The 24,768-nt window shown below is 67.9% G+C and carries 24 protein-coding genes, 1 other RNA gene and 1 pseudogene; 18 read left to right on the forward strand and 8 right to left on the reverse strand.

Translation table 11 applies throughout. The features are described 5' to 3' along the window. From KL771_RS18235 to bfr, 3 genes and pseudogenes are all read left to right on the forward strand, one after another. Nucleotides 1–244 (forward strand): annotated as a pseudogene (locus KL771_RS18235) (hypothetical protein); the annotation flags it as partial. A 404-nt stretch (nt 245–648) separates the two neighbouring features. Next, a complete protein-coding gene (locus KL771_RS18240) occupies nt 649–960 on the forward strand; it encodes a (2Fe-2S)-binding protein (protein WP_261969949.1) in 312 nt (103 codons plus the stop codon). Between the two features lie 571 nt (nt 961–1,531). Then, nucleotides 1,532–2,011, forward strand: coding sequence for a bacterioferritin (gene bfr / locus KL771_RS18245; RefSeq protein ID WP_261969950.1), 480 nt, complete (start codon nt 1,532–1,534; stop codon nt 2,009–2,011). 614 nt (nt 2,012–2,625) lie between these two features. On the opposite strand, the gene KL771_RS18250 is transcribed toward bfr, so the two are convergent. The 6 genes from KL771_RS18250 to KL771_RS18275 form a co-directional block, all read right to left on the reverse strand. Then, on the reverse strand, nt 2,626–2,913 hold the full coding sequence (locus KL771_RS18250; RefSeq protein ID WP_261970158.1) for a ribbon-helix-helix domain-containing protein: 288 nt from the start codon (nt 2,911–2,913) through the stop codon (nt 2,626–2,628). After that, nucleotides 2,913–3,098 (reverse strand): DUF4169 family protein, encoded by a 186-nt coding sequence (locus tag KL771_RS18255; protein WP_261969951.1) that lies wholly within the window; start codon nt 3,096–3,098, stop codon nt 2,913–2,915. The genes KL771_RS18250 and KL771_RS18255 overlap by 1 nt, the downstream gene beginning before the upstream one ends. A gap of 302 nt (nt 3,099–3,400) precedes the next feature. Further along, nucleotides 3,401–4,012, reverse strand: a complete 612-nt coding sequence (locus KL771_RS18260) for an SspB family protein (RefSeq protein WP_261969952.1) — start codon at nt 4,010–4,012, stop codon at nt 3,401–3,403. A gap of 47 nt (nt 4,013–4,059) precedes the next feature. After that, nucleotides 4,060–4,422: a transfer-messenger RNA gene (gene ssrA / locus KL771_RS18265) on the reverse strand. Between the two features lie 158 nt (nt 4,423–4,580). Further along, on the reverse strand, nt 4,581–6,296 hold the full coding sequence (locus KL771_RS18270; RefSeq protein ID WP_261969953.1) for an alkaline phosphatase D family protein: 1,716 nt from the start codon (nt 6,294–6,296) through the stop codon (nt 4,581–4,583). Between the two features lie 184 nt (nt 6,297–6,480). Then, the gene (locus KL771_RS18275; protein ID WP_261969954.1) at nt 6,481–6,738 is read right to left on the reverse strand and encodes a DUF1127 domain-containing protein; all 258 of its coding nucleotides are present in this window, start codon (nt 6,736–6,738) and stop codon (nt 6,481–6,483) included. A 200-nt stretch (nt 6,739–6,938) separates the two neighbouring features. Between KL771_RS18275 and KL771_RS18280 the strand changes: the two genes are divergently transcribed. The 10 genes from KL771_RS18280 (at nt 6,939) to KL771_RS18325 (ending at nt 16,193) form a co-directional block, all read left to right on the forward strand. Continuing rightward, the gene (locus tag KL771_RS18280; protein ID WP_261969955.1) at nt 6,939–7,880 is read left to right on the forward strand and encodes a LysR substrate-binding domain-containing protein; all 942 of its coding nucleotides are present in this window, start codon (nt 6,939–6,941) and stop codon (nt 7,878–7,880) included. A 146-nt stretch (nt 7,881–8,026) separates the two neighbouring features. Then, nucleotides 8,027–8,821 carry a thymidylate synthase gene (locus KL771_RS18285; RefSeq protein WP_261969956.1) on the forward strand — a complete coding sequence of 265 codons (795 nt, stop codon included), beginning with the start codon at nt 8,027–8,029 and terminating at the stop codon, nt 8,819–8,821. A gap of 134 nt (nt 8,822–8,955) precedes the next feature. After that, the gene (bla, locus tag KL771_RS18290) at nt 8,956–9,948 is read left to right on the forward strand and encodes a class A beta-lactamase (protein WP_261969957.1); all 993 of its coding nucleotides are present in this window, start codon (nt 8,956–8,958) and stop codon (nt 9,946–9,948) included. Between the two features lie 36 nt (nt 9,949–9,984). After that, nucleotides 9,985–10,470 (forward strand): GNAT family N-acetyltransferase, encoded by a 486-nt coding sequence (locus tag KL771_RS18295; protein WP_261969958.1) that lies wholly within the window; start codon nt 9,985–9,987, stop codon nt 10,468–10,470. After that, nucleotides 10,467–11,036 (forward strand): dihydrofolate reductase, encoded by a 570-nt coding sequence (locus KL771_RS18300; RefSeq protein WP_261969959.1) that lies wholly within the window; start codon nt 10,467–10,469, stop codon nt 11,034–11,036. Before KL771_RS18295 ends, KL771_RS18300 begins: the two co-directional genes overlap by 4 nt. A 341-nt stretch (nt 11,037–11,377) precedes the next feature. Then, nucleotides 11,378–12,535, forward strand: a complete 1,158-nt coding sequence (gene hflK, locus KL771_RS18305) for an FtsH protease activity modulator HflK (RefSeq protein ID WP_261969960.1) — start codon at nt 11,378–11,380, stop codon at nt 12,533–12,535. Further along, a complete protein-coding gene (gene hflC, locus KL771_RS18310; RefSeq protein WP_261969961.1) occupies nt 12,532–13,449 on the forward strand; it encodes a protease modulator HflC in 918 nt (305 codons plus the stop codon). Before hflK ends, hflC begins: the two co-directional genes overlap by 4 nt. A 182-nt stretch (nt 13,450–13,631) precedes the next feature. Next, entirely contained in the window at nt 13,632–13,832 is a 201-nt protein-coding gene (locus tag KL771_RS18315; protein ID WP_261969962.1) for a DUF2065 domain-containing protein, read from the forward strand. A 131-nt stretch (nt 13,833–13,963) separates the two neighbouring features. Next, nucleotides 13,964–15,496: a DegQ family serine endoprotease gene (locus KL771_RS18320; RefSeq protein WP_261969963.1), complete on the forward strand. Its 1,533-nt coding sequence runs from the start codon at nt 13,964–13,966 to the stop codon at nt 15,494–15,496. Nucleotides 15,497–15,668: 172 nt separating this feature from the next. Continuing rightward, complete coding sequence (locus KL771_RS18325; RefSeq protein ID WP_261969964.1) at nt 15,669–16,193, forward strand: hypothetical protein; 525 nt, start codon at nt 15,669–15,671, stop codon at nt 16,191–16,193. Between the two features lie 31 nt (nt 16,194–16,224). On the opposite strand, the gene KL771_RS18330 is transcribed toward KL771_RS18325, so the two are convergent. Next, entirely contained in the window at nt 16,225–17,184 is a 960-nt protein-coding gene (locus KL771_RS18330; RefSeq protein WP_261969965.1) for a lipase family protein, read from the reverse strand. A gap of 235 nt (nt 17,185–17,419) precedes the next feature. Here KL771_RS18330 and KL771_RS18335 point away from each other — a divergent pair, with 235 nt between their 5' ends. Continuing rightward, nucleotides 17,420–18,328, forward strand: a complete 909-nt coding sequence (locus KL771_RS18335) for a 5'-methylthioadenosine/S-adenosylhomocysteine nucleosidase (RefSeq protein WP_261969966.1) — start codon at nt 17,420–17,422, stop codon at nt 18,326–18,328. A 13-nt stretch (nt 18,329–18,341) separates the two neighbouring features. Here the strand turns inward: KL771_RS18335 and serB are convergent, their stop codons facing one another. Continuing rightward, nucleotides 18,342–19,229 (reverse strand): phosphoserine phosphatase SerB, encoded by an 888-nt coding sequence (gene serB, locus KL771_RS18340; RefSeq protein WP_261969967.1) that lies wholly within the window; start codon nt 19,227–19,229, stop codon nt 18,342–18,344. Nucleotides 19,230–19,318: 89 nt separating this feature from the next. Here serB and miaA point away from each other — a divergent pair, with 89 nt between their 5' ends. From miaA to KL771_RS18360, 4 genes are all read left to right on the forward strand, one after another. Continuing rightward, the gene (miaA, locus tag KL771_RS18345) at nt 19,319–20,218 is read left to right on the forward strand and encodes a tRNA (adenosine(37)-N6)-dimethylallyltransferase MiaA (protein ID WP_261969968.1); all 900 of its coding nucleotides are present in this window, start codon (nt 19,319–19,321) and stop codon (nt 20,216–20,218) included. Between the two features lie 265 nt (nt 20,219–20,483). Further along, the gene (locus tag KL771_RS18350; protein WP_261969969.1) at nt 20,484–20,930 is read left to right on the forward strand and encodes a type III secretion system chaperone; all 447 of its coding nucleotides are present in this window, start codon (nt 20,484–20,486) and stop codon (nt 20,928–20,930) included. A gap of 234 nt (nt 20,931–21,164) precedes the next feature. Beyond that, entirely contained in the window at nt 21,165–22,658 is a 1,494-nt protein-coding gene (locus KL771_RS18355) for a hypothetical protein (RefSeq protein ID WP_261969970.1), read from the forward strand. A 322-nt stretch (nt 22,659–22,980) separates the two neighbouring features. Beyond that, nucleotides 22,981–24,747: an acetolactate synthase 3 large subunit gene (locus KL771_RS18360; protein WP_315901511.1), complete on the forward strand. Its 1,767-nt coding sequence runs from the start codon at nt 22,981–22,983 to the stop codon at nt 24,745–24,747. Nucleotides 24,748–24,768 lie beyond the last annotated feature (21 nt).

The following is a 24,768-nucleotide window of genomic DNA, read 5'->3' on the forward strand; positions in this document are numbered from 1 at the left end:
GGCGCCCCCCGCCGAAGCGGCCCGCCGGATCGAGGAGGAGAAGCGACGCTCGTCGACGCAGGGCGGTGGCGGCTCCAATGCCGGCGGCCAGGCCCCCGGACTGCCGCCGCTGCCGCCGCCGATCCCGATCGGGCCGGCACCCGGCGCCCGGCCGGTGCCGTCGGCCAATGCCGACCGCGCGCCGCTCGATCTCTTCTCGCCCGGTCCGCCACCGGTGCCCCCCATGCCGATCGGCCGTCCATAGAGCCGACATCCGTGCCTGCCGTCCACAGGCGACCGCCGCCGCCCGGCCCGGCGAGGACAGGCCGGCGACGCGGCGCGCAAGGTCCGACGGCCGGCGGGACGCGGGCGGCACCGGTCTGCCGCCCGCGCGGGGATCGAGCCGCAGTGCCGGAGTGACGGCCCGGGTTGCGGCGTCGGACCGGGCCGGCCCGGTCGCCGGCCGTCGACGGCGGCGTCGCCTGCGGGTGCGGCCGATGCGGTATCGCTCAGGCTTCAGGATGTCGATCCTGCGGAGTCGATCCGCCATCGGCCGATACTACCTTAGAATGACTATAATTCCGATGTATCGGGGCACGGCAGACTACCTATTGACCGGAACCAGAGCCTCCTCTACCTGAAGATCAGGCTTCTGGATTGTCGGTAGTCATGATCGTCTGTCACTGCAACGTTATCAACGACCGACAGATCCGCGATGTGCTGGCCATCGAGCGGACACCGCGGCCGCGTACCGCCGGACAGGTCTACAAGTGCATGAACTGCCGGCCGGAATGCGGCCGCTGCCTGCCGACGATCCAGCGCATGCTGGTCGAGCATGGCGCCGCCTGCCAGGTCGGCTGTGCGGTCTGCCCGGCCGGCGCGATGATCGAAGCCCTTCAGGACGTGCAGGAGAGCCTCGGGATCGAAGGGCGCGACGAGACCTATCGGTTCGATGAGGTCTACGCGGTCGCGGCCGAATAGACGCGGGACGACCAGTCGCGGTCGGTGAGACCGCTGTCGGACTCGCAATGGGACTTACGATGCGGGCCGCGCTCTGACCCGTGCGGGGCCGGCCGCCGCGGTGTTCTCCTCGCGCGTTCCTTGCGCATTCTGCCGACAAGACGTCGTTCCGGATGGAACGCGCGCACGGCACGACAGGGCTTGGACGGGCCCCGGCCGGACCCCGCCGGTGTCCGCAGCGTGTGGTCCCGGTTGCTATATATTTGATGAAAATGGAATATTGGGCGAATGTTTGTGAATTGGACGAGTTCTCGTCTTCGTGCCCCTTAATCGCCTCGGCTATCCGTGATTAGATGATGTCGGGTCTGCGGCCGACGGACCGCGTCGCCGGCGCGGTCGGTCGCCGCTGTCGAGATGGCGGCGTCACGAATAGGCCGGACATGACCGCCGCCCAATCGTCGGCTGTCGGTTCCGGATCGGTTCGACGAGCCCGGAATGTCCGGCGGCCGATCGGCTGGATCGGGTCTTGCCGTCGCTGCGGAAGAGCCCATGTACCGTTTCCCGAGTTCTTGAAAGCGCTGTGGAGTTGCCCATGAAAGGTGATCAGAAAGTCATCGAGTATCTCAATCGCGGCCTGCGCAGCGAGTTGACCGCGGTTAGCCAGTACTGGCTGCACTATCGCGTGCTCGACAATTGGGGCTACAAGGATCTCGCCAAGTTCTGGCGCAAGGAATCGATCGAGGAGATGAACCACGCGGACCGGTTCATCGAGCGCATCCTGTTCCTGGAGGGCCATCCGAATCTGCAGCTGCTCGATCCGCTGCGCATCGGGGAGACGATCGAAGAGGTCATCCTGGCCGACCTCGCCGCCGAGAACGAGGCCCGGTTGCTCTACCAGGAGGCGGCGTCCCACTGCGAAAGCGTGAAGGACTACCCGTCGCGCGACCTGTTCATCGCCCTGATGACCGACGAGGAAGGCCATATCGACTTCCTGGAGACGCAGCGCGACCTGATCAAGTCGATCGGCGTCGCCCTCTATGCCCAGAAGCATATGGGCGAACTGGGCGAGTAATCGCCGACCGCGTGGCCCGGTCCGGCCGTGAAGGCCGGTCCGGGAAGCGGCCGGGCCGGGAGGTGGTTCGGTCCAAGAGGTGGTGCCGATACGGCCGAGGCGGTGGAACGGCCGACGTGATGGTGGAATGCCGCCGGCGTCGCCATGTCGTTACGGAGCGCCGATTCGATTGCCGTCGCGGCGCTGCCGGCGCGATCGGCATCGCCGTCGCAGCGTCCTGCGCCGACTTGTGCGCACGGCCCGCAGCGTTCGGCACGGTCCGCCGCGTTCGGCAGCCGTGACGCAGGCGCAATCGGCCGATCTGTCGACAGGGCGATCTGCCAAAAGGGTTCAATCTGCCGACAGGCGTCAATCTGCCGACAGCGCAAGGGGACACCTGCCCTCGACGGACAGCGCTCCGGCGGAGCCGTCCCTGCGCGTCCCGCGCCTGCTGTGATTCCGGCCCGCCCGCAGTGCCTCCGGCCCGCCCGCAGTGCCTCCGGCCCGCCCGCAGTGCCTCCGGCCCGCCCGCAGTGCCTCCGGCCCGCCCGCAGGCCGAGGACCATCCACGACCCTGCCGCCGAAGACCCTCGCTGTCCTTCGGACGATCGGTCCGCCGAGGCGGACAAGCCCAATCAGGCGACTAGGTCGGTGCGGCCTGCGCGGGTGCGATAGTGGTCGAGGACGGAGAGACGCACGGCGGAGGCGAGATTGGTAGCCTTGCGATTGCGGTCGATCTCGGCGATCAGGCGCGGCAAGGTCAGGCCGCGTTGCGAAGCGATCTCTTCGAGGCCATCCCAGAATTCCGCCTCAAGGGCGAGGCTGGTCCGGTGGCCGGCAATGGTCAGCGAACGCTTGTCCATGCCCGGAGCCGGCGAGGTCTCAGGCGGCAGGACCCGGGTCTTCAACGCACGCTGCTCCATCACGATTCGTCTCCCTCCCGCCGATGGCCTTCGAGCCGGCGCTCGGTCCGGTCCGCCTCGGCTGCCAGGGCGCTCCGTTCGGCCTTGGTGCGCCCGAAGCGAACGCGGTTTTCCGCCGCTGTTTCGCGCCGTTCGGCCAGGGCTTTCGCCTTGCGCGCCTTGCCGAGGCTGACGATTTCGCCCATCGCCTGGATCTCCGTCCCTTGAACCTGACAATAACCTTTCTGACACGGACATCGACAAACGGCAACCCGTTCCGTCCCCGTTCCGGGTATGACGGTATTCCGTTAACGCATAGATGGCGAGGGGCAGCGCGTACTTCGGGCGGCGCCGTCGACGAGGTCGACGCAATCTGCGAACTGCGGGGCAGCACCCGAGGGGCAGCGATCGGCGCACCGGGGGGCGCGATCAAACCAGGGCAGACCGCCGGACAGGGCGTGCGCCGGCGCCTCGGGTCCGCGCGATCGGCGGGGCGTCGGCGCCGCAATCAGGTCTTCTTGCGAAAGCTGTCCATCGAGATGACCGTCGCCGAGGGCGGCGGCTCTTCGGTCTTGCGGTCCGATGCCGGCGATTCGGGGGCCGCGGCGACCGCAGGCTTGGGTTCCGGCTTGATCTCCGGGATGCGCGACGGCTCGGTCGGCACGATGCGCGGGCCGGCCGCCTTGGCGGCCGCGTCCGGAGCGCTCTCGGCATCCTCCGCGACGATGTCGTCGTCGTCCTCAGCTTCAGCTTCGTCGCGCACCTCGAACTGCAGGCCGAACTGCACGGACGGATCGAAGAAGCCCTTCACCGCCGTGAACGGGACCAGCAGCCGTTCCGGAATGCCGCCGAAGGACAGACCGACCTCGACCGCATGGTCGGTGACGACCAGATCCCAGAACTGGTGCTGCAGGACGATGGTCATCTCCTCCGGATAGCGCTGGCGCATGCGCGTCGACAGGCGCACGCCGGGATGGCGCGTATCGAAGGAAATATAGAAATGATGCTGGCCGGGCAGGCCGGTCTTGACGACTTCCTGCAGCACCTTCCGGACCACGCCGCGCAGGGCCTCCTGCACCAGGACGTCGTAGCGGATCAAATCCTGGGTCGGCTCGGTCATTCTGGTCCGCGGTCGGTACGGCCCGCCATCGGCGGACTGGAAAGGGAAGTGGAGGTTTCTGTTGCCAGGTACCTCCGAACCCCGCCTGACGGTGCTACCCGCCAGGACTTGGTACCGGATTAGTTACCGCTCACGCGGCAACCGCAACCGGAGCATAGTTGTCGTTGGCAACTATAAAATTGACCCGATAACGGCGGTATCATGCCGGGCGAAAGAACGCTCTTTAGGCCCTCGTCGATCCTAGTTCGCCCCCGCCGGAACCCGCCCCTGCATCGTGCCGGACGGGTTCGGGTGGAGGCGCCGGGTACCGCCCCCGGGTCCGAAAGGCTTATTACAACGGCCGTTTATCGCCATAGTCGCCTTGCGACGACGTCGTGAATATAGGAGGCGGGGGGCTGGAAGGGAAGAGGGGCGGCCAAACATGCCCGGTGGTGCGGGGTAGCCGCCGCCGACCGGAACGGCGTCTCCCGATCGGACGGGAGCGTCCGTTCGGGCAGGACGTCGCGAAAGGCCGCGGTCTTGACCCGGTCCGGAGCGGCCGGGCCTGTCGATGCGGGCGGAGCCGATCCTAGTTGCTGCCGCGGCAGTTCCCGGCAGGCACCGCCGCCGCATTGACCTCGAACTGGCTGACCACGGCCGGCTTGCGGGCTACAATCTGGCTGCGGTCGTTCGACTGCAGGTCTTCGTAGCTATACGGGGCGATGCCCCAGGTCGTGACGGTCAGCTTGCCCGACTTGGCGTTGACGGAGAACTCGGTCCAGCCGTAGCTGTGCATGGCCTCGTAACCGCCCTTGGTGAGCTTCGCCGGCACGTTCGAGCCGGCCAGGCCGAGCGGGTCGTAGGACAGGCCGGCCATGGACGAATTGATCACCGAGGCGACGAAGTCGTCCTTGTCGTTGACGGAGGCGTCCGCATCCGGCGCGATCGGCAGCGAGAGGTAGTAGTTGTACTGGTTGTTGTCGATCAGGCCGACCTGTTTGGCGAGGTCGACGATGGTCGGGCCGAACGGCTCCTCGAAGGCGACCGCGCCCGTGACGATTTCCCAGGCCTTGGAGGCGAGGCGGGTATTGCCGACGTCGTAGGTCAGGTTGTTGACCATGGTGCCGTGCAGGTCGGCGGTCACGAAGACCACGTTCTCGATCGCGTTGTCGGCGACGAACTTGAGCAGGTCGTTGCGTTCCCGGGCGTAGCCCTCGTAGCGGTCGGAGGCGGCCAGCACGCCGAGATTCTGGACCGGCTCCGGCAGCATCACGAACTTCCACAGGATGCCGCGCGCCTTGGCGTCGAGCAGATCGGTCTTGAGCCGGGCCAACTGGTCGCCGCCGAGCATGGTGCGCGCCTGCGTCGCGCTGGCGATCAGGAAGTTGGCGATCTCGGTCGGGTTGGTCAGATCGGTCACGCCCGGCAGTCCGGTATCGCGGAACGAACGGGCGTCGACCATGGCGAACATCGCGGTCTTGCCGAGGATCCGCGACCGGTAGAGCTGCGGCTTGCCGTTGAAGCGCGGATCCGACGAGGACCAGGTCTGGTCGACGATCGGCATGAATTCCGAGAAGGCCTGGAGCCCTGCCTTGTAGCGATTGGTTTCGTTGATGAAGTTGCCGGTCTGATCGAAGCGCGTCGCGTCCGTGCTCGGCGCGGCGCCGCCGGCGAAATCGTTCACCACCTCGTGGTCGTCGATCATGGCGAAGACCGGCGTGGTCGCACGCAGGTCCTTCCAGGTGTTGAGGCCGTAGCGTGCGGTCAGCACCTCGGTATGACGGGCGCGGTAGTCGCCGAGGGTCGAGGCGACTTCGCCGGTTTCGGGACCGGAATAGCGCTCGGCATAGATGGTATCGCCGAGCTCGACGAAGAACTGAAGTCCGCGGTCCGGCACGTTGCGGATCGACGGATAGGGCGCGATCTCGCCGCGCCAGTCGCCGCTGACGCCGAAGCGCACGTCGGACTTGGCGCAGGTCTGCGGCAGGGTCCGGAAGCGGCCGGCGCTGCGGTTGCCGGCGGCGTCGGTGGCGCGATACTCGTAGACCTGGTCGGGCTGGAGGCCGGTGGCGTGGAACTTGCGCGGCACGGCCGGATCGGAAACCATCGAACCGCCGCCCATATAGGACTTGAAGTTCTTGCCGGTGGCGATCTCGAATTTCAGGAGACCGGGAACGGCGGCGCGCGCCCAGATCATCGCGCTGGTGGCGGTCACGTCGCCGGAGGCTACGCCGTTCGGTAGCTCGCTGGCCTCGGCCGGAGACGCGATCGACAATGCAATGGCTGCTGCAAGAAAATGCCGCATCGGATGCCCCCACTCTGCGCCTTCAACGCGATGGGAACCGGCTAGTCCTGGGCTGTAACGTGAGAATGACGTTTCGGCAATTTTGGCATTCGGTCCGGCGATGCCGGGCCATTCGGGATCGTCGGCGTCGCGGGCGGCGCATGGGGCGGCGCCACCCGCGACGCGAGGGTGTGTTGCGACCCGCTCAATGCCAGCGCTCCTCCCGGCGGCGGGCCACCGGCCAGGACCGGTTGCGGATCGCCTCGTCGAGGTCGTCGCGATGCAGGCCGATGTCGGACAGCAGGTAGTCGTCGAGCTGCTCGATCTCGGCCAGCGCCCTGCGGCGGCGGCGATAGGTCATCGCCCGTGCGGCCAGGGCCGCGAGGCCGGACAGGAGCCGGCCGATCAGGGAGGGGGCGAACCCGTCCTGCTGGGAAGCGATCATGTGGGCAGCGTCACGCATGACAAAGTCCTCCTTGACGCGAAACGGCCCGTTTGCGGCCCTTTCGCGGTTTCAAAAGTGGTTCCGTATGGGGCGACCGAGGCGTCCCTGATCTGGTTGCGTCGGCCGATGGGGACACCATGAAGCACCCCGATTGATCAATCAAACGAAAAGGAGTAATGGATTGCTTCAGTGAAATTGATCGACGCGAGGAGGCGGACATGGCCCTGGTGGACGATATGGCAATCGCGGAGCGGCTCGGCGGCGAGCGGGATTTCTCCCCCGGCCCGGTGCTCGAAATCGACCTCCTGCGCACCCTGCTGGCGATCGTCTCGACGGGCAGCTTCAACCGCGCGGCGCGGGCCGTGTTCCGGACGCCCTCGGCCGTCTCCATGCAGATGAAGAAGCTCGAGGACATCGTCGGCAAGCCGATCTTCGCCAAGGACGGACGCGGCGTCGCGCTGACCGGCGACGGCGAGGAACTGCTCGGCTTCGCGCGGCGCATGCTGCAGCTGAACGACGAGGCGCTGGCCCGCTTCCGCTGCCAGTCGACCGAGGGGGTTGTCCGCCTCGGCACGCCGGACGACTACGCCACGGGCTTCCTGCCGCGCATCCTGGCGCGCTTCGCCGCGACCCACCCGCTGGTCCAGGTCGACGTGACCTGCAAGCCCTCGTCCGAACTGGTCGACATGGTCGACCAGGGCGAGATCGATGTCGGCCTGATGAGCGTCGGGGCGACCTGCGGCGTGCCGAATACCGGCGACATCATCCACCGCGAACGACTGGTCTGGGCCGGGCTGCGTCATGGCCAGGTCCATACCCGGCGCCCGCTGCCGATCGCCGCCTCGGGACGCAGCTGCTGCTGGCGCGCCATGGCGACCGAGAAGCTCGACCGTGCCGGCATCCCGTATCGGATCGCCTATTCGAGCGCCCATTATGTCGGCCAGGTCGCCGCTGTGCTGGCCGATCTGGCCGTGGCGCCGCTGCCCAAGAGCGTGCTCGACGGCGACCTGGTCGCCATCGACGACCGCCTGCTGCCGGCACCCGGCTATTACGAGATCCAGATCCGCACCTCGCCGCTGGCTTCCGGCGCGGCCGTGGAGGCGCTGGCCAACCACATCCGCCAGAGTTTCGAGGCCGAGGCGCTGGCCTCCGCCGCCTGAGCGTCCCGCGGCACGGTCGCGTCGCATTTTGGCGGCGCGACCCGTTTTCTGGGGATATCCTGCAAACCCGTTCGCGAGTCCGGGCCGATTTGCGGTACCGCGCCGCAAGTCTGCGCCGATCCGGGGCGGCAAGGGCAGGACCGATCATGCAGCAGTACCACGACCTGATGCGGCGCATCCTGGAGACCGGCGTGACCAAGCACGACCGGACCGGGACCGGCACGCTGTCGGTGTTCGGCCACCAGATGCGCTTCGATCTGGCCGCGGGCTTCCCGCTCTTGACGACCAAGAAGCTGCACCTGAAGTCGATCCTCTACGAACTGATCTGGTTCCTGCGCGGCGACACCAATATCGGCTGGCTCAACCGGCACGGGGTGACCATCTGGGACGAATGGGCCGATGCCGACGGCAATCTCGGCCCGGTCTATGGCCATCAGTGGCGCTCCTGGCCGACCGCGGAGGGCGGCACCATCGACCAGATCGCCTGGGTCGAGGCGGAAATCCGGCGCAACCCCGATTCGCGCCGGCTGATCGTCACCGCCTGGAACCCGGCCGACCTGCCGCGCATGAAGCTGCCGCCCTGCCATCTGATGTTCCAGTTCTATGTCGCCGACGGCCGGCTCTCCTGCCAGATGATGCAGCGCTCGGCCGATGTCTTCCTCGGCGTGCCGTTCAACATCGCCAGCTATGCGCTTCTGACCCTGATGATGGCGCAGGTGACCGGCCTCAAGCCGGGCGAGTTCGTCCATACCCTCGGCGACGCCCATCTCTACCTGAACCATCTTGACCAGGCGCGCCTGCAATTGACCCGGGACCTCCGGCCGCTGCCGGTCATGAACGTCAATCCCGACGTCCGGTCGATGAGCGATTTCCGCTTCGAGGACTTCCGGCTCGAGGGCTACGATCCGCACCCGCATATCGCCGCCGCCGTCGCGGTGTGACGGGGGCGGGCATCAGCGCCTGACGATCCAAGGGCGCTCGCCCGGGGGGCGCCGGGTAGGGGCAGGGGGGCGTCACATTTCTGCCCGCCGTGACGGGATAGCCTGACGGTCGCTCCACAGATTTGAGGCCGTCCATGCGATTTCTCGCCGCCGCCATCCTGTTCCTGATCGCCGTGCCGGCGCGGGCCGAGTTCGACGCGGGTCTGGTCGAGCGCAAGATGGGCGAGGTTGCGGCCGATATCGGTGGCGGCCGGCTCGGCGTCGGCATCCTCGATCTGAAGAGCGGACAGGATTGGTATCTGGCCGGCGACGAGCGCTTCCCGATGCAGAGCGTGTTTAAGGCGCCGCTCGGGGTGGCGGTCCTGCGCCAAGTCGACCGCAAGAAGCTCGGCCTCGAGCAGACCGTCACCGTCACGCGGCGCGACATCGCCATGGGCTGGAGCCCGATCGCCAAGGAGATGGCCGGCGACCGCAAGAGCGTCTCTGTGCGCGATCTGGTGCGCGGCGCCGTCTCCCTCAGCGACAATACCGCCGCCGACGTGCTCATGCGCCTGATCGGCGGGCCGGCCGCGGTCACCGCCGCGTTGATGGAAAGCGACATTGCCGGCCTGCGCGTCGACCGCTACGAGCGCGAACTGCAGCCCGAGGTCGTCGGCCTGCCGCCCTATGCCCCCGGGGTGCCGATCGATCCGGCGGCGTGGAAGAGCGCCGTGGCGGCCGTGCCGGAGGAGCGCAAGGCGGCGGCGCTGCAGACCTACCTGTCGACCGACGAGCGCGACACCGCCACCCCGAAGGGGGCCGTGACCTTCCTGGCCAAGCTCGAGCGCGGCGAACTCCTGGGGGTGGATACGACCAGCCTGATGCTGCGCGCCATGACGGAAAGCCCGACCGGCGCCGCGCGGCTGAAGGCCGGTCTGCCCGCCGGCGCGCGGCTGGCGCACAAGACCGGCACAGGTCCGGACGTGCTCGGCCTCAACGCGGCGACCAACGATATCGGCATCGTCACGCTGTCGGGCGGCGCCAAATTCGCGATCGCCGTGTTCCTGGCCGGATCGGCCCTCCCGGAGGCGCAGCGCGAGGCGGTCCATGCCCGCGTCATGGCGATCCTTGCGGAGGCTGCGCGTTAGGCCTATCCGGAGGACCCGTTCCGGAGAGACCACCCGATGCCGACCCTGATCCGCCCCGCGACGCCCGACGATGCCGGCCTTGTCTTCGACTTCGTCATGAAACTCGCCGAATACGAGAACCTGACGCACGAGGTCGACGCCACGGCGGAGGGCATTGCCGACGCCCTGTTCCGGCCGGATCCGAAGGCCTTCTGCGATCTGGCCTTTCGGGATGGCGAACCGGCCGGCTTCGCGCTTTGGTTCTACAATTTCTCGACCTTCCGCGGCCGGCACGGCATCTATCTGGAGGATCTGTTCGTCGAACCGAAGTTCCGCGGTCTCGGCATCGGGCGCGCGCTCCTCGAACGCCTCGCCGCGCGCTGCGTGGCGGAGGGGCTGGCCCGGTTCGAATGGTCGGTGCTCGACTGGAACGCGCCGTCGATCGCCTTCTACCGTTCGCTCGGTGCCGTGCCGAAGGACGAATGGACGATGTTCCAGGTCAGCGATGCAGCCTTGGCGCGGCTCGGGGGCGGGGGCCGGTGAGCGCGACGCACCAGCCTGACCCGGAGCCGCGCGCGCCGGAAATCGCCCTGGTCGCGGCGGTCGCCCGCAATGGCGTGATCGGGCGCGACAACGACCTGCCCTGGCGGCTCTCCTCCGACCTCCGGCATTTCCGTCGTCTGACCATGGGGCGGCCGATCCTGATGGGTCGGCGCACCTTTCAATCCATCGGCAAACCGCTCGACGGGCGGACCAATATCGTCATCACGCGCGACCCGGCCTTTGCCGTCGACGGCGTTGTGGTCGCCGCCTCGCTCGAGGCGGCGCTGCGGCTCGGACGGGAGATCGCGATCCGGGACGGCGCCGATGCCGTGATGGTGACCGGTGGCGGCGAGATCTATGCCGAGGCGATGCCGCACGCCGATGTGCTGCATCTGACCGAGGTCGACCTTGCGCCGGCGGGGACGGTGCGCTTTCCGGCGATCGATCCGCTGATCTGGCAGGAGACGGCACGGGTGCCGGGCGAGCGCGGACCGCGCGACGAAGCCGGCTTTGCCTTCGTGACCTACCGTCGCCGCGATCGGACCGCGCGCGCCGAACCGGCGTGAATCCAAACCCATGTTCTGAACATGACAAGGTTGACAGGTTTGGTCCGGCACCCCACCTGTCGTGCCGTCAGGGCATCGCGGGATGCGGCGGACCCATCCGAATGCGGCGTCGATGCCCTGGTATCAGTGGGCCTGAGCGCCATCTTAGGAGTGGTTCCGACGCGCGGCGTTCCCGGCGGCGCAAGCCGGGCGTTAGGGATGGTGAGCGGTTTCGTTGAAAGAGCGGTCTTGCACCCCTATAACCCGCAAGCCGGTCTCGAACCGGCGGCTTCGCCGACTGAACGGCCCGCGCCGCGACGGATGATCCGTCGTGGCGGGCGATCGAAGAGACAGGACGACACATGCCTTGGAGTAACCAGAGCGGTGGTGGCGGTTGGCGAGGCGGCGGCGGCGGCGGGGGCGGCGGTCCCTGGGGCTCGCCGCCACGCGGCCCCTCGGGCGGTGGCGGCGGACAGCCGCCGGACCTGGAGGATCTGCTGCGCAAGAGCCAGGATCGGCTGAAGAGCATTCTCCCGGGTGGCGGTGGCGGCGGCGGGTTCGGCGGCAAGGGCATCGCCCTGGTGGCGGCCGGGGCCCTCGTTCTATGGCTGGTGACCGGGTTCTATCGGGTCGAGCCGGACGAGACCGGCGTCGAACTGGTGCTCGGCAAGGTCACCTCGCGCACCAGCCCGGGTCTGAACTATAATTTCCCCTATCCGATCGGGTCGGTCTACACGCCGCGCGTGCTGAGCGTGCGCGAACTGACCGTCGGCATGCGGGAGACCGACACCGGTCGCGGCATCACGGTCCGCGACGTTCCGGAAGAAAGCCTGATGCTGACCGGCGACGAGAATCTCGTCGATGTCGACTTCAAGGTGCAGTGGGTGGTCAAGGACGCGGCGGCCTTCCTGTTCGCGATCCAGAAGCCCGAGGAAACCGTCAAGGCGGTTGCTGAAAGCGCGATGCGCGAGGTGATCGGCCGCAGCAACATCCAGCCGATCCTGACCGAGGACCGGCGCCGCATCGAAATTTCGGTGCGCGAACTGATGCAGAAGACGCTGGACGACTACAAGTCGGGCGTCGAGATCCGGCTCGTGCAGATGCAGAAGGTCGACCCGCCCTCCGACGTGATCGACGCCTTCCGCGACGTGCAGGCGGCGCGCATCGATGCCGAGCGGCTGCAGAACGAGGCGCATTCCTACGCCAACCGGATCGTGCCGGAGGCACGCGGCGAGGGCGCCAAGATCCTCAACGCCGCCCAGGCCTATCTGCGCCAGACCGTCGAGGACGCGCGCGGCCAGGCCGATCGCTTCGTCAAGGTCTATGACGAATATGCCAAGGCGCCGCAGATCACCCGCGAGCGTCTCTATCTCGAAACCATGGAGCGGGTGTTCGGCGGCATGGACAAGGTCATTCTCGACCAGTCCGGCAATGCGCAGGGCGTCGTGCCCTACCTGCCGCTCGACCGCGTCAACCGCGCCGCCCCCGGCGGCAACCCGCGCACGGGAGGCCAGCCGTGAAGAACGGATTGTTCGGTATCGCCATCGCGGTCGCGGTGGGTGCGGCCATCGCCGCCGGCACGTCCGCCTTCGTGGTCGACCCGACGCGGCAGGCGCTCGTGCTGCAGTTCGGTCAGGTCAAGCGCGCCATCACGGAGTCGGGCCTCTACTTCAAGGTGCCCTTCATCCAAAATGTCGAGTATCTCGACCGCCGCATCCTGGATCTCGACCTGGAGAGCCAGGAGGTCATCGCGTCCGACCAGAAGCGTCTGATCGTCGACGCCTTCGCGCGCTACCGGATCGCCGATCCGGTGCAGTTCTACCAGTCGGTGCGTACGGTGCAGGGGGGCTCGCAAAGGCTCAACACCTTCACCTCGTCGGCGCTGCGCGCAGTGCTCGCCGATGCGACCTTCTCGTCTGTGGTGCGCGACGAACGCGCCCAACTGATGGACAAGATCAGGCAGGCGGTCGACATCCAGGCCAAGACGATCGGCGTCGACATCATCGACGTTCGCATGAAGCGTGCCGACCTGCCGGCCCAGAACAGCCAGGCGATCTTCCAGCGCATGAAGACCGAGCGCCAGCGCGAGGCGACGGAACTGCGGGCGCGCGGCGCGGAAGAAAGCCAGCGCATCCGGTCCAAGTCCGATGCCGACAAGGAGATCATCCTGGCCGAGGCGCGGCGCGATTCGGAACGCCTGCGTGGCGAGGGCGACGCCCAGCGCAACCGGGTGTTCGCCGAAGCCTTCGGCCGCGATCCGGAATTCTTCGCCTTCTACCGCTCGATGCAGGCCTACGAGCAGGGCCTGAAGGCGGGCGACACCCGGCTGGTCATCTCGCCCAATTCGGACTTCTTCCGCTACTTCGCGGATCCGAAGGGCCGGCCCGTCGGGACCGCCCCCGCGCCGTCCGCCGCCCCGGCTGCGGCGCAGTGATCGCCGGCGGCCGCCGCATCCCACGGCTGGCCTTCGGTCCCGCATGACAGGAGGGCCCGTCTGAGACGGGCCCTCGCTGTTTTCGACGGCGCCGGCGCGCTCCGCCGTCGGCCTGTCGCCTGCATGGCCCGCCCTTGCAGATCCCACCCTTGCATGTCCCCCCGGCCGGATCGAACAGCGCCATGAGCCTCTTCCTGATCGCCCTCGGCCTCGGTCTCGCGATCGAAGGCACGCTCTATGCGGCCTTTCCCCGGGTCGCGAAGGCCATGATGGCGCGTGCCCTCGGTCTGCCGGACCCTGCCTTCCGGATGATGGGCGTCGGCGCGCTCGCTCTCGGGGTTGTGATCGTGGCCCTGGTCCGTCTTGCCGGCGGCGGCGTATGATCGCTATCTGTCCGGAGCGGTCGATTTTCCGCCCCAATTGAGATTTGATGCTGATCGATCGGTCGGTAGCCGGCGGCGGAGCCCTGTCCTGCGGCGCCGGTGCCCGGGGACCACTCAACAGTAGGCGATCCATGCTGAACGGAACTCAACGTCTGGGCGTCCTCAAGAGGGCCTTCGCTGCCACCGCGGCAGTGGGTCTCGTTTTCGCCCCGCTCGTCCTGGCCCCGCTTGTGGTCTCCACCGGACCGGTCGCGGCAGCCTCCGGCAAGGGGCCCGATTCGGTCGCCGACCTGGCGGAGGGCCTGCTCGACGCGGTCGTCAACATCTCGACCTCGCAGACCGCCAGTGCCGAGCGCGCGACCCCGCCGGTGCCGACCCCGAAGGCGCCGGAAGGCTCGCCCTTCCAGGAGTTCTTCGACGAGTTCTTCAACAAGCAGCAGAAGAACCGCGAACGCGAGCCGCGCAAGGTCCAATCGCTGGGCTCCGGCTTCGTCATCGACGCCGAGGGCATCATCGTCACCAACAACCACGTCATCGACGGGGCCGACGAGATCACCGCCAATTTTCCCGACGGCACCAAGCTCAAGGCGGAACTGATCGGCAAGGATCAGAAGACCGACATCGCAGTCCTGCGCGTCAAGCCGACCAAGCCGCTGAAGGCGGTCAAGTTCGGCAACAGCGACAAGGCTCGCGTCGGCGACTGGGTGATGGCGATCGGCAATCCGTTCGGCCTCGGCGGCACCGTGACGGTCGGCATCGTCTCGGCGCGCAACCGCGACATCAATTCCGGTCCCTACGACAACTTCATCCAGACCGACGCGGCCATCAACCGCGGCAATTCGGGCGGCCCGCTGTTCAACATGGACGGCGAGGTGATCGGCATCAACACGGCGATCATTTCGCCTTCGGGCGGCTCGATCGGCATCGGCTTCTCGATCCCGTCGAACGGCGCCGCCGCGGTCGTCGAGCAGCTGCGCACCTATCGCGAGACCCGGCGCGGCTGGCTCGGCGTGCGCATCCAGGGCGTGACCGAGGACATCGCCGAAAGCCTCGGGCTGAAGGACGTCAAGGGCGCACTGGTCGCCGGCGTGACCGAGAAGGGCCCCGCCGAGGCGGCCGGCATCCAGGCCGGCGACGTGATCCTGAAATTCGACGGCCGCACGGTTCCGGGCGTGCGCGAACTGCCGCGCATGGTGGCGGATTCGGCGATCTCCAAGGAGGTCGACGTGGTCGTGCTGCGGAAGGGCAAGGAGGAGACCCTCAAGGTCCGGCTCGGCCGGCTCGAAGAGGGCGAGAAGATCGAGCGTGAGAAGGCGGCCGCCGGCAAGGGCACGACTGCGCCGACCGTGCAGCCGGTCATCTCGCGCGCCCTCGGCCTTGGCCTCGCCGATCTCGATGCGGCCAATCGCGACCGCTTCAAGCTGAACAAGGACAAGGTCACCAAGGGCGTCGTGGTCACCGAAGTGACCCCGGATTCGCCGGCCGCCGAGAAGCGCATCGTCGCCGGCGACGTGATCCTCGAAGTCGGCCAGGAGGAGGTCAAGTCGGCCGACGACGTGGTCAAGCGGATCGAGACCTTGAAGAAGGACGGCCGCAAGCGGGCGCTGTTCCTGCTGTCCAACCCGGACGGCGAGATGCGCTTCGTCACCGTGCAGGTGGACTGACGCAATGGGCACGGCGCGGTCCGGCAGGCCTGCCGTCGCGCCCGTCCCGTTCCGGCCGCTCGGCCGGGTGCTTTCCGCCGTCGTCGCACGCGCCGCAGCGGCGGTATCGGTGATCGGCCCTTCGGCCGCTGCGATGTCGGGCATCGCCCCACGAGCCGCGAGCGCGCTTTGGTTGACGGTCCTGTCGGCGACCGCACTCTCGGCGAACTCCGCGGCGGCAGCGCCGGCCGTGCTCGACGCCTTCCTGATCGGCTTCGAGGACGGCTGCCGCGAGGGCCACGATTTCGGCCTGTGGGCCGACACCGTCATGACCAACGACAAGGCCGGCCGCTGGACGGTGACGGCCGGTGGCGAGGTGCCGCCCGAACTCGCCGGCGCCTTCGGCAGGCCCGGTCTGACGGTGCAGCGCGAGAAAGCCTCCGATCTCGCCCGCCTCGTCGTTCCGGTCGCCGACGGCACCTACAAGGGGCTGCGCGTCGTCGCTCTCGAACTGCGCCGCTCGACCGGCTATTTCCTCGCCGACGACACGGTCGTCTTCGCCGAGCCGGAGGCGACCGTGCGTGAGAAGCTCGCCCCCGTCCTCCGACGCGCCCGCAAGCTGATCGGCAAGGGCCCGGCGACCATCGATCTGAAGACCGAGAACGGCCGGGTCCGGCTGCGTTGCCTCGACAAGGACGACGCGGCGGGCCGGCCGTGATCGCGGGCCGGGCCGCCGATGGCCGCCGGCGTCAGGTCGCGACCTTGAGCGTGCCCGATCGGATCGCCTCTGCGAGGGCAGCCCGATAGCTCGTGATCAGGTGGTCGAGGATCGGCTCGGGACCGAAATCGAACCCGAGGGTCTTCAAAAGATCGAGCCGGCGCGCCTTCGCGGTCCCGGCATTGAAGAGTTCGCCGAGTTCTTTGGCGCGCGTGCGCAGCGCAAACGGGTTGCGCAGGATTTCGGCGAAGATCTTTCCGACCGGGAACTCGCTCTGATCGAGCAGCGAGGCGATACGCGGGTCCGCAATGCCCCCTGCGCCGATTCGCACCTCGCGCCCGGCATGCTGGTAGGACGGGATCGGCCAGAGGGTGCCGACCGGCGGTTGCCTGGGCGGCAGACGCGTCACGATATCGGCGCCGTTGACCACCCGGAAATGGACCTTGCCGAAGGCTTCGTCGCACAATCCGGCCATCAGGCGGTCGCCGACACGCGGCTGGCCGAAGGTATAGACCCCGGCGACGCCGGACGGACTGACATTGGGCGATTGGGGGATGGTGAAAAGCGCCGCACAAAGCTGCGCCAGGGCGCCGCCGAGGCTGTGCCCGGTCAGCCAGAGGCTGCGGCGTTCACCCTGGGACTGGGCGATCGCATCGTGGATGGCAGGGTATGCGCGCCATATCGAGTTCATGAAGCCCTGATGGGCGGCGCCTTCCGGTACGAAGCGGACCGCGAGCGCATCGAGATCGACCAGCCAGTCGAGAAATTCCTGGGAGCCGCGAAAGGCGATCACCGTCGCGTCCGGCACCTTGAACAGATGTGCCTGGGTATCGAAGGCACTTTCGATCAGCCGATGATCGTCGATCTGGCCGAACGTCTTGACGATGCCGGCCTTGAAGCCGGCATTGTCCTCATAAGCCAGCGCGCTGGCCTCGAAGAGCGCGGCGGCATTGTCGGCGGTGAAGGCGGATGTGAGCGGATTGAACGCCATGATGTCCTCCCGTGCGGTGCCTGACGGCACGTAAAAGGATACCACAGCGACGTTGAAGCCCTGCGTCCTGAAATTGCATTCTTATTGTTGCGCACCCTTGTTGGGCATTGCCCTGGATCCGCTGCGCAAATCCGCTCGACACACTACGACCTCGCGCCAATCCTTGTGTCCAGGGAATCGACGGTCCTGCGTTCTGCCGAAGGCGGGGGCGGGCCAATTGGGGAGCGACGGCGCGATGCGGCGCATTCTGGCGGCCTTTGTGATGATGGCGGCGGCGATCGGGACGGCCCTGGCCGCCGAGCCGGTCCTGGCGGCCGAGCCGGCGCCGGTGCTGGTGCTGTCGGCCTATGCGCCGGAGGTGGCGGCGATCCGAGCGCGCGTGGTGGAGCCGCGCGAAAGTCGGCTCGGCGGCCTGCCGGTGCTGGAAGGGTGGCTCGGCGGCAAGTCCGTGGTGGTGGTGACGACCGGCATCAGCATGGTCAATGCCGCCATGAACGCGCAGCGCGCCATCGACCGCTATGCGCCGCGCCTCGTCGTCTTCTCCGGCATCGCCGGCGGGGTCGATCCGGCGCTGGGCATCGGTGACGTGGTCGTGGCGGCGCAATGGGCGCAGTATCTGGAGGCGTCCTTCGCCCGGGAGAAGGCCGGTGGCTACGCCCCGCCGCCGCTTTTCTCCAACGACCTGCCGAATTTCGGCATGATCTTCCCGCACCCGGTCGGCGTCGTCCTGCCGGACGGCACCGCCGAGACGCGCCTGTGGTTCCCGGTCGATGCCGAGGCCCTGGCGGTGATGCGCCGCGCCGCGGCCGGGCTCGCGCTGGAACGCTGCACGGCGGCGGCGGCCTGCCTCGACCGCGCGCCGCGGCTGGTGATCGGCGGCAACGGCGTCTCCGGTCAGGCCTTCGTCGACAATGCCGCCTTCCGTGCCTGGGTCGAAAAGAGCTTCCAGGCCTCCGTGCTCGACATGGAGAGCGCGGCCGTCGCCCATGTCGCCCGCGCCAACGGGGTCGGCTTCATCGCGATCCGCTCGCTGTCGGACCTTGCCGGCGGCGGGCCCGGCGAGAACGAGATCATGACCTTCCTGGGGCTTGCGGCCGGCAATTCGAGCCGCGTGCTGGAGGCCTTTCTGGCCGCGCTGCCGTGATCGCGAGGCGCCGTCAGGCCGCGACGAACTCCGCCCGGCGGTAGCCCTGAAGATAGAGGAGGGCGGTCAGGTCGGCATGCTCGATGCGGGCCGCGGCCGCGGCGGCGACCTTGGGCTTCGCCCGGAAAGCCACGCCGAGGCCGGCGGCCTGCAGCATCGGCAGGTCATTGGCGCCGTCGCCGACGGCGAGCGTCAGGGCCATCGGGATATCCCGGGTCGTCGCGAGTTCGTGCAGCGAGGCGAGTTTGGCCTCGGCGCCGAGGATCGGCTCGGCGACCCGCCCGACCAGACGGCCGTCCTCGGCCAGCAGCGTGTTGGCGCGATTCTCGTCGAAGCCGATCCGGCCGGCGATCGGCCCGGTGAAGACCGTGAAGCCGCCCGAGACCAGCGCCGTATAGGCGCCGTTCGCCCGCATGGTGCGCACGAGTTCGGGGCCGCCCGGCGTCAGCGTGATGCGCGCCGCGATGATCCGGTCGACCACGCCGGCATCGATCCCGGCGAGCAGGCCGACGCGCTCGCGCAAGGCCGGCTCGAAGGCGAGTTCGCCGCGCATGGCCCGCTCGGTGATCGCCGCGACATGATCCTTGATGCCGATCTCGGCGGCCAGTTCGTCGATGCATTCCTGGCCGATCATGGTCGAATCCATGTCGGCGATCAGCAGGCGCTTGCGCCGGCCCTCGACCGGTTGCACGACGATGTCGAGCGGCAGCCCGGCGAGCGTGATGCGCAGGTCCGTTTCCGGATCGGTCCCGGCCGCGGGCACGAAATGCAGGTCGGCGGCGACGCCCGGGTCCAACGGGACGGTGTCGCCGGAGCCGAGCCGACGGCGCGCGGCGGCGATCGCCTCCGGGGTGAGGGCCGGCGCGGCGGGCGACGAGATCAGGGTTGCAACGTGGGTCATCGTCCGGGGATAAGCAGGGGCCGGCATCGAGCGGCCCGACGGGCGGGCACCCCGGCCGGCCTCGGGGAACGGAAGGCGGAATGGGCGGCATGAGGCAAGTCCGGCCGCGCGCGGTTCTTATCGCAGGCCCGACCGCCAGCGGCAAGTCGGCCCTGGCCATGACGGTGGCCGAGCGGATCGGCGGCGCCGTGGTCAATGCCGATTCCATGCAGGTCTATCGCGAACTCGCCATCGTGACTGCGCGTCCGACGGCCGAGGACGCGGCGCGCGTGCCGCACCGGCTCTACGGCCATGTTCCGGCCGCGACCGCGTATTCGGTCGCGTCCTGGCGCGCCGACATGCAACACACGCTTGCCGCGCTCGAAGCCGCTGGCCAGCCGGCCGTGGTGGTCGGTGGCACCGGGCTCTATTTCCGTTGCCTAACGGAGGGCCTGTCGGCCGTTCCGGAGATTCCGGATGAAGTCCGCACGGCCTGGCGGCAGCGCGGGCTGAGCGAGCCGGCGGCGGCGCTCCATGCCGAACTGGACCGGCGCGATCCCGACATGGCGGCCCGCCTCAGGTCGAGTGACGCGCAGCGCATCCTGCGCGCCTTGGAGGTGATCGACGCCACCGGCCGCTCGCTCGCCGACTGGCAGGCCGCCCCCGGGCTGCCGCCGCTTCTGGACGGGCCGGGCGTGGAGCGGATCGTGCTCGCCATCGATCGCGCGGAACTGCATCGTCGGATCGATCGACGTTTCGAGGCCATGGTGGCGGCCGGCGCCCTCGACGAGGTGGCGGCGCTCGATGCGCTCGGGCTCGATCCGAACCTGCCGGCGATGCGGGCGATCGGCGTCAAGCCGCTGATCATGTCGGTGCGCGGCGAGATCACGCTCGAGGAGGCGATCCGGCGCGGCCAAGCCGAAAGCCGGCAATATGCCAAGCGCCAGGAAACCTGGTTCCGCAATCAGATGGCCGACTGGCCGCGGCGTGCCGTGTCGGCGCCGGCTTGATCGGCTGGCTGCCGGTGAGGGGCCGCGCGCCGCTGGTGTCGCCTTCGTCACACCGGCCCATTCCACGGACGCATAGAGTGGAGATTGGGGCGGCGCGTGTGCCTCGCGGTCGCAGACCGCGAAGGGCGCATCGACCGGGAGTGTCGGCCCACGTCCGGGACCGATCGGGCTTCGCGGCCTGTCGTCCCGCCGCACGCTGACGCCAGCGCGACGGCACCGGACGGAGACGGAATGCAGGACGGAGCGTCGTCCAGGGGAGGAAACCATGCAGCTTGCGGATGCCGTACAACAGCTCGGCCGACAGATCGGCTTGACCTTGAAGCTCGACAGTGCCGGGGGCTGCCGGCTCGTCTTCGACGGCACGCTGCCGGTCGATATCGAGGCGGTCGAGGGGTCGGTCGCCTATCTGCACACGGCCATCGGCATCCTGCCGACCAGCGGCGCAGAGGCGCTGATGCGCAGCCTGCTGGAAGGCAATCTGTTCGGCCGCGGCACGGGCGCCTCGGTGATCGGCATCGACAGCCATCTCGGCGAAATCCTGCTCACGCGCCGTCTCGACATGAACAAAACGGACTATGCCGAATTCGCCGCGGCGATCGAGGATTTCGTGACCCATGCCAAGGCCTGGATCGATCGGCTCAGCCGCAAGACGTCGGGCTCCGCCGAGGCCGCGCCGGACTTCGGTACGGGCGAGACCTTTCTGCGCGTCTGACGACGACCGCATCTTTGTAGGCGGTATCGGTCGGGGGGCGGGTGCGCGATCCCCCGCCGTGTCGGGGCGCCGCGGGCAAACCGGCCTGCCGATGGGCGATGGGGCGATCGTACGATTTTGTCTCGTTTGGCACAGGCACGGCGCCACCTGCGGCTAGTATCACGGTCATAGAGCACTGCATTCGATCGCGAGATCATCCGAACCGGCAGGTCGAATGCAGTATCCGGACAGCAGATGATGCGGCCGACCGCCGCCACCGAAGACGACAGTCAGGAGACGACCATGGCCGGCCCAGTACAGAACCAGCCCCCCGTGCATCAGCCGATCGGTGTCGGCGTCGGCGTGGTCCCGCAGGACCAGCACGTTGTCGGTCAGCAGGGCGTCGGCCAGCAGGGTGTCGGCGAGATGGGCGGTCATCAGGTCGAGGGCGGTCAGGCCCAGCCGCGCGCGACCAGCTCGCTGAAGACCGTCTGGATGGACGTGAAGCACTTCTTCACGTCGCTGCTCGGCAGCCGCGTCAGCACGCCGTCGCCGCTGGCGGTGACCAATGGACCGCAGGCGACCGACAACGCCCTGCATGAACTGACCCGGAGCAAGCCGAGCGAGCCGTTGATCTATCTGGCGCTCGCCGAATGGATCGGTCACAACCCCTTCCCGCAGGATGCGTCCCGCGACGGCCTGCGTCAGGAAGTCCAGGCGCAGTTCGGCGACAAGCTGGACGACATGTCCGACATGCAGCTGTTCCGCCTGTACCGGACCCTGCAGAACAATCCCTCCCTGGTCCAGGACCTTGGCCAGAACGGCTCCGCCTATGTGATGTCCAAGGTCGACGACATGAACGACCCGGGCGCGATGGGAATCATGCAGGCCTGCGGCAAGGTCAACGATATGGGCGGCGTGGTCACCGAACTGGCCGCCATGGTCAAGGATCGCCTGGAGGGCCGCGGCTACGAGACGCCGCACATCAACGGCACCGGCCCGACCCCGTTCATGGATCGGTTCACGGAAAACGCCGTCATGAACTCCGGCGATCTGGTCGCGGCGCTCCGGGATACGGTGCTGCAGAACGAGGCCGAGAAGAGCCGCGTCATCGTCGGTTCACTGGAAGTGGCGGGTCTGCGCGACGAACAGTCCGGCATCCAGCGCAGCCACGGCCGGCCGCGGGACGCCACGACGGCGCTCGAAGATCCGTTCTTCGACGATCCCTACAAGGGCACCGGGATCGATGGCGAGAAGATGATCGATTTCTTCGGCAAGCACTTCGACGTGTGCAGCAGCCCGGAATTCTGGTCGCATTTCGGCGCCAAGACCAACCAGGACAATTTCGGGTCCGCCATGGCGCTGGCCTGTCTGTCGAAGATTGCCGGTAATGGCGAAGTGACGCCGCAGGATCTGGAAGACCTGCGCAAGGCCCTGAGCCCGCCGGACGATAACGTCAAGCCGTTGGCGCAGCTGCCGGTCAACCTCATCGGCACCGCCTCCGACGAGCGCATGAAGATGCTCAGCCAACTGGTCTTCGACCGCTATTTCGCGATGGGGTCGCCGTTCGAGCTCAATCTGGAACCTCAGTTCGCCGAAACCGGCATGGTGCGCGACACCTTCGCCGACCCGACCAAGACCGGCCAGGAACGCTTCGACGCGCTGACCACTGCCTTCACCCAGATGCAGGGCCGCCAGCGTTTCCCGATGGCAAGCCTCACCGACCCGCTCCGCGGCATCGCCGGCTGATCGGACGGTTCATGATCGAGGCCCCGCAACGGTGTCTGCCGTTGCGGGGCTTCCGCTGTCTGGCGAGAAAGTCGGCGGCTGGCCGCTTGACCGGACAGCCAACGAGGCGTAGGGTCCGCGCCCATCGAACAGAGCTGGGAAACGCGCGTCATGTCGCTGCGGACCATTATCGTACTTAGGGAGCGCGCGAGCGGGACGGGTCTCTGATCCGTCACGACAGGTTCGCGCGCAGCAAGGGGCCCCTTCAAGGCCCCTTTTTTCATGCCCGAAGGACACTCGAACGAAGGCCCGAGAGAGGCCCGAGACGTGAAAGGGAAGACCGATGACACGGGAAATGACCGGTGCGGAAATGGTGGTTCAGGCCCTGATCGACCAGGGCGTCGAGCACATCTTCGGCTATCCCGGCGGCGCCGTACTCCCGATCTATGACGAGCTGTTCCAGCAGGACAAGGTTCAGCACATCCTGGTCCGCCACGAGCAGGGCGCCGGCCATGCTGCCGAGGGCTATGCCCGCTCGACCGGCAAGGTCGGCGTGGCGCTGGTCACCTCCGGGCCCGGCGCGACCAATATGGTCACCCCGCTCGCCGACGCGCTGATGGATTCCATCCCGATGGTCTGCATCACCGGCCAGGTGCCGACGCACCTGATCGGCAACGACGCCTTCCAGGAATGCGACACCGTCGGCATCACCCGGCCCTGCACCAAGCACAACTGGCTGGTCAAGCGCATCGAGGACCTGCCGCGCATCCTGCACGAGGCCTTCCGCATTGCCGCGACCGGCCGTCCCGGTCCGGTCGTGGTCGACATCCCGAAGGACATCCAGTTCAAGACCGGCCTCTACGAGAACCTGAAGGGCGCCCGGCTGACCCAGTACCAGCCGCGCGTCGACGGCGACGAGCGCGCCATGCGCGAGGCGGTGCGGCTGATGGCCGGCGCCAAGAAGCCGATCCTCTATACCGGCGGCGGTGTGATCAATTCCGGCCCGGAGGCGACCCGGCTGCTGCGCGAGCTGGTCGAGCTGACCGGCTTCCCGATCACCTCGACCCTGATGGGCCTCGGCGCCTATCCGGCCTCGGGCAAGAACTGGCTCGGCATGCTGGGCATGCACGGCACCTACGAGGCCAATCTGGCCATGCACGACTGCGACGTGATGGTCTGCATCGGCGCCCGCTTCGACGACCGCATCACCGGCCGCACCGACGCCTTCTCGCCGAACTCGAAGAAGATCCACATCGACATCGATCCGTCCTCGATCAACAAGAACATCCGCGTCGACGTGCCGATCATCGGCGACGTGGCGCGTGTGCTCGCCGCCATGGTGGCCATGTGGAAGGAGGCGAAGCCGGTGCGCGATGCCGCCGCCCATGCCGCCTGGTGGGGCGAGATCGCCCGCTGGCGCGCCAAGAAGTGCCTCGCCTACCGCAAGAACCGCGACGTGATCATGCCGCAATACGCGATCGAGCGGCTCTATCAGTTGACGCGCAAGCACGACACCTACATCACCACCGAAGTCGGTCAGCATCAGATGTGGGCGGCGCAGTATTTCGGCTTCGACGAACCGAACCGCTGGCTGACCTCGGGCGGTCTCGGCACGATGGGCTACGGCCTGCCGGCGGCGCTCGGCGTGCAGATCGCCCATCCGGACTCGCTGGTCATCGACATCGCCGGCGATGCCTCGGTGCAGATGACCATCCAGGAACTGTCGTCGGCGGTGCAGTACGAGGCCCCGATCAAGATCTTCATCCTGAACAACCAGTATATGGGCATGGTCCGGCAGTGGCAGCAGCTGCTGCACGGCAATCGTCTGTCGCACAGCTACACCGAGGCGATGCCGGACTTCGTCAAGCTCGCCGAGGCCTATGGCGGCGTCGGCATCCGGGCCGACCGGCCGGACGAGTTGGACGACAAGATCGAGGAGATGATCGCGGTGAAGAAGCCGGTCCTGTTCGACTGCCGCGTGGCGAGCCTCGCCAACTGCTTCCCGATGATCCCGTCGGGCAAGGCGCATAACGAGATGCTGCTCGGCGAGGAGGTGTCGGACGACGACATCGGCCAGGCGATCGGCGCCGAAGGCAAGATGCTGGTCTGACGCCCGGCCGTCGATCCCGCA

It is taken from the genome of Prosthecodimorpha staleyi, assembly GCF_018729455.1.
Taxonomy (GTDB): domain Bacteria; phylum Pseudomonadota; class Alphaproteobacteria; order Rhizobiales; family Ancalomicrobiaceae; genus Prosthecodimorpha; species Prosthecodimorpha staleyi.

What these genes read in the sequence shown, in the direction of transcription:
- KL771_RS18295 (WP_261969958.1), top strand. Translation starts at nt 9,985, where the DNA reads ATGCCGACCCTGATCCGCCCCGCGACGCCCGACGATGCCGGCCTTGTC.
- KL771_RS18275 (WP_261969954.1), bottom strand. Translation starts at nt 6,738, where the DNA reads ATGCGTGACGCTGCCCACATGATCGCTTCCCAGCAGGACGGGTTCGCC.
- KL771_RS18285 (WP_261969956.1), top strand. Translation starts at nt 8,027, where the DNA reads ATGCAGCAGTACCACGACCTGATGCGGCGCATCCTGGAGACCGGCGTG.
- miaA (WP_261969968.1), top strand. Translation starts at nt 19,319, where the DNA reads ATGAGGCAAGTCCGGCCGCGCGCGGTTCTTATCGCAGGCCCGACCGCC.
- KL771_RS18335 (WP_261969966.1), top strand. Translation starts at nt 17,420, where the DNA reads ATGCGGCGCATTCTGGCGGCCTTTGTGATGATGGCGGCGGCGATCGGG.
- KL771_RS18360 (WP_315901511.1), top strand. Translation starts at nt 22,981, where the DNA reads ATGACACGGGAAATGACCGGTGCGGAAATGGTGGTTCAGGCCCTGATC.
- KL771_RS18260 (WP_261969952.1), bottom strand. Translation starts at nt 4,012, where the DNA reads ATGACCGAGCCGACCCAGGATTTGATCCGCTACGACGTCCTGGTGCAG.
- KL771_RS18320 (WP_261969963.1), top strand. Translation starts at nt 13,964, where the DNA reads ATGCTGAACGGAACTCAACGTCTGGGCGTCCTCAAGAGGGCCTTCGCT.
- KL771_RS18315 (WP_261969962.1), top strand. Translation starts at nt 13,632, where the DNA reads ATGAGCCTCTTCCTGATCGCCCTCGGCCTCGGTCTCGCGATCGAAGGC.
- KL771_RS18270 (WP_261969953.1), bottom strand. Translation starts at nt 6,296, where the DNA reads ATGCGGCATTTTCTTGCAGCAGCCATTGCATTGTCGATCGCGTCTCCG.
- KL771_RS18240 (WP_261969949.1), top strand. Translation starts at nt 649, where the DNA reads ATGATCGTCTGTCACTGCAACGTTATCAACGACCGACAGATCCGCGAT.
- KL771_RS18255 (WP_261969951.1), bottom strand. Translation starts at nt 3,098, where the DNA reads ATGGGCGAAATCGTCAGCCTCGGCAAGGCGCGCAAGGCGAAAGCCCTG.
- bfr (WP_261969950.1), top strand. Translation starts at nt 1,532, where the DNA reads ATGAAAGGTGATCAGAAAGTCATCGAGTATCTCAATCGCGGCCTGCGC.
- serB (WP_261969967.1), bottom strand. Translation starts at nt 19,229, where the DNA reads ATGACCCACGTTGCAACCCTGATCTCGTCGCCCGCCGCGCCGGCCCTC.
- KL771_RS18330 (WP_261969965.1), bottom strand. Translation starts at nt 17,184, where the DNA reads ATGGCGTTCAATCCGCTCACATCCGCCTTCACCGCCGACAATGCCGCC.
- KL771_RS18355 (WP_261969970.1), top strand. Translation starts at nt 21,165, where the DNA reads ATGATGCGGCCGACCGCCGCCACCGAAGACGACAGTCAGGAGACGACC.
- KL771_RS18280 (WP_261969955.1), top strand. Translation starts at nt 6,939, where the DNA reads ATGGCCCTGGTGGACGATATGGCAATCGCGGAGCGGCTCGGCGGCGAG.
- hflK (WP_261969960.1), top strand. Translation starts at nt 11,378, where the DNA reads ATGCCTTGGAGTAACCAGAGCGGTGGTGGCGGTTGGCGAGGCGGCGGC.
- KL771_RS18250 (WP_261970158.1), bottom strand. Translation starts at nt 2,913, where the DNA reads ATGGAGCAGCGTGCGTTGAAGACCCGGGTCCTGCCGCCTGAGACCTCG.
- bla (WP_261969957.1), top strand. Translation starts at nt 8,956, where the DNA reads ATGCGATTTCTCGCCGCCGCCATCCTGTTCCTGATCGCCGTGCCGGCG.
- KL771_RS18350 (WP_261969969.1), top strand. Translation starts at nt 20,484, where the DNA reads ATGCAGCTTGCGGATGCCGTACAACAGCTCGGCCGACAGATCGGCTTG.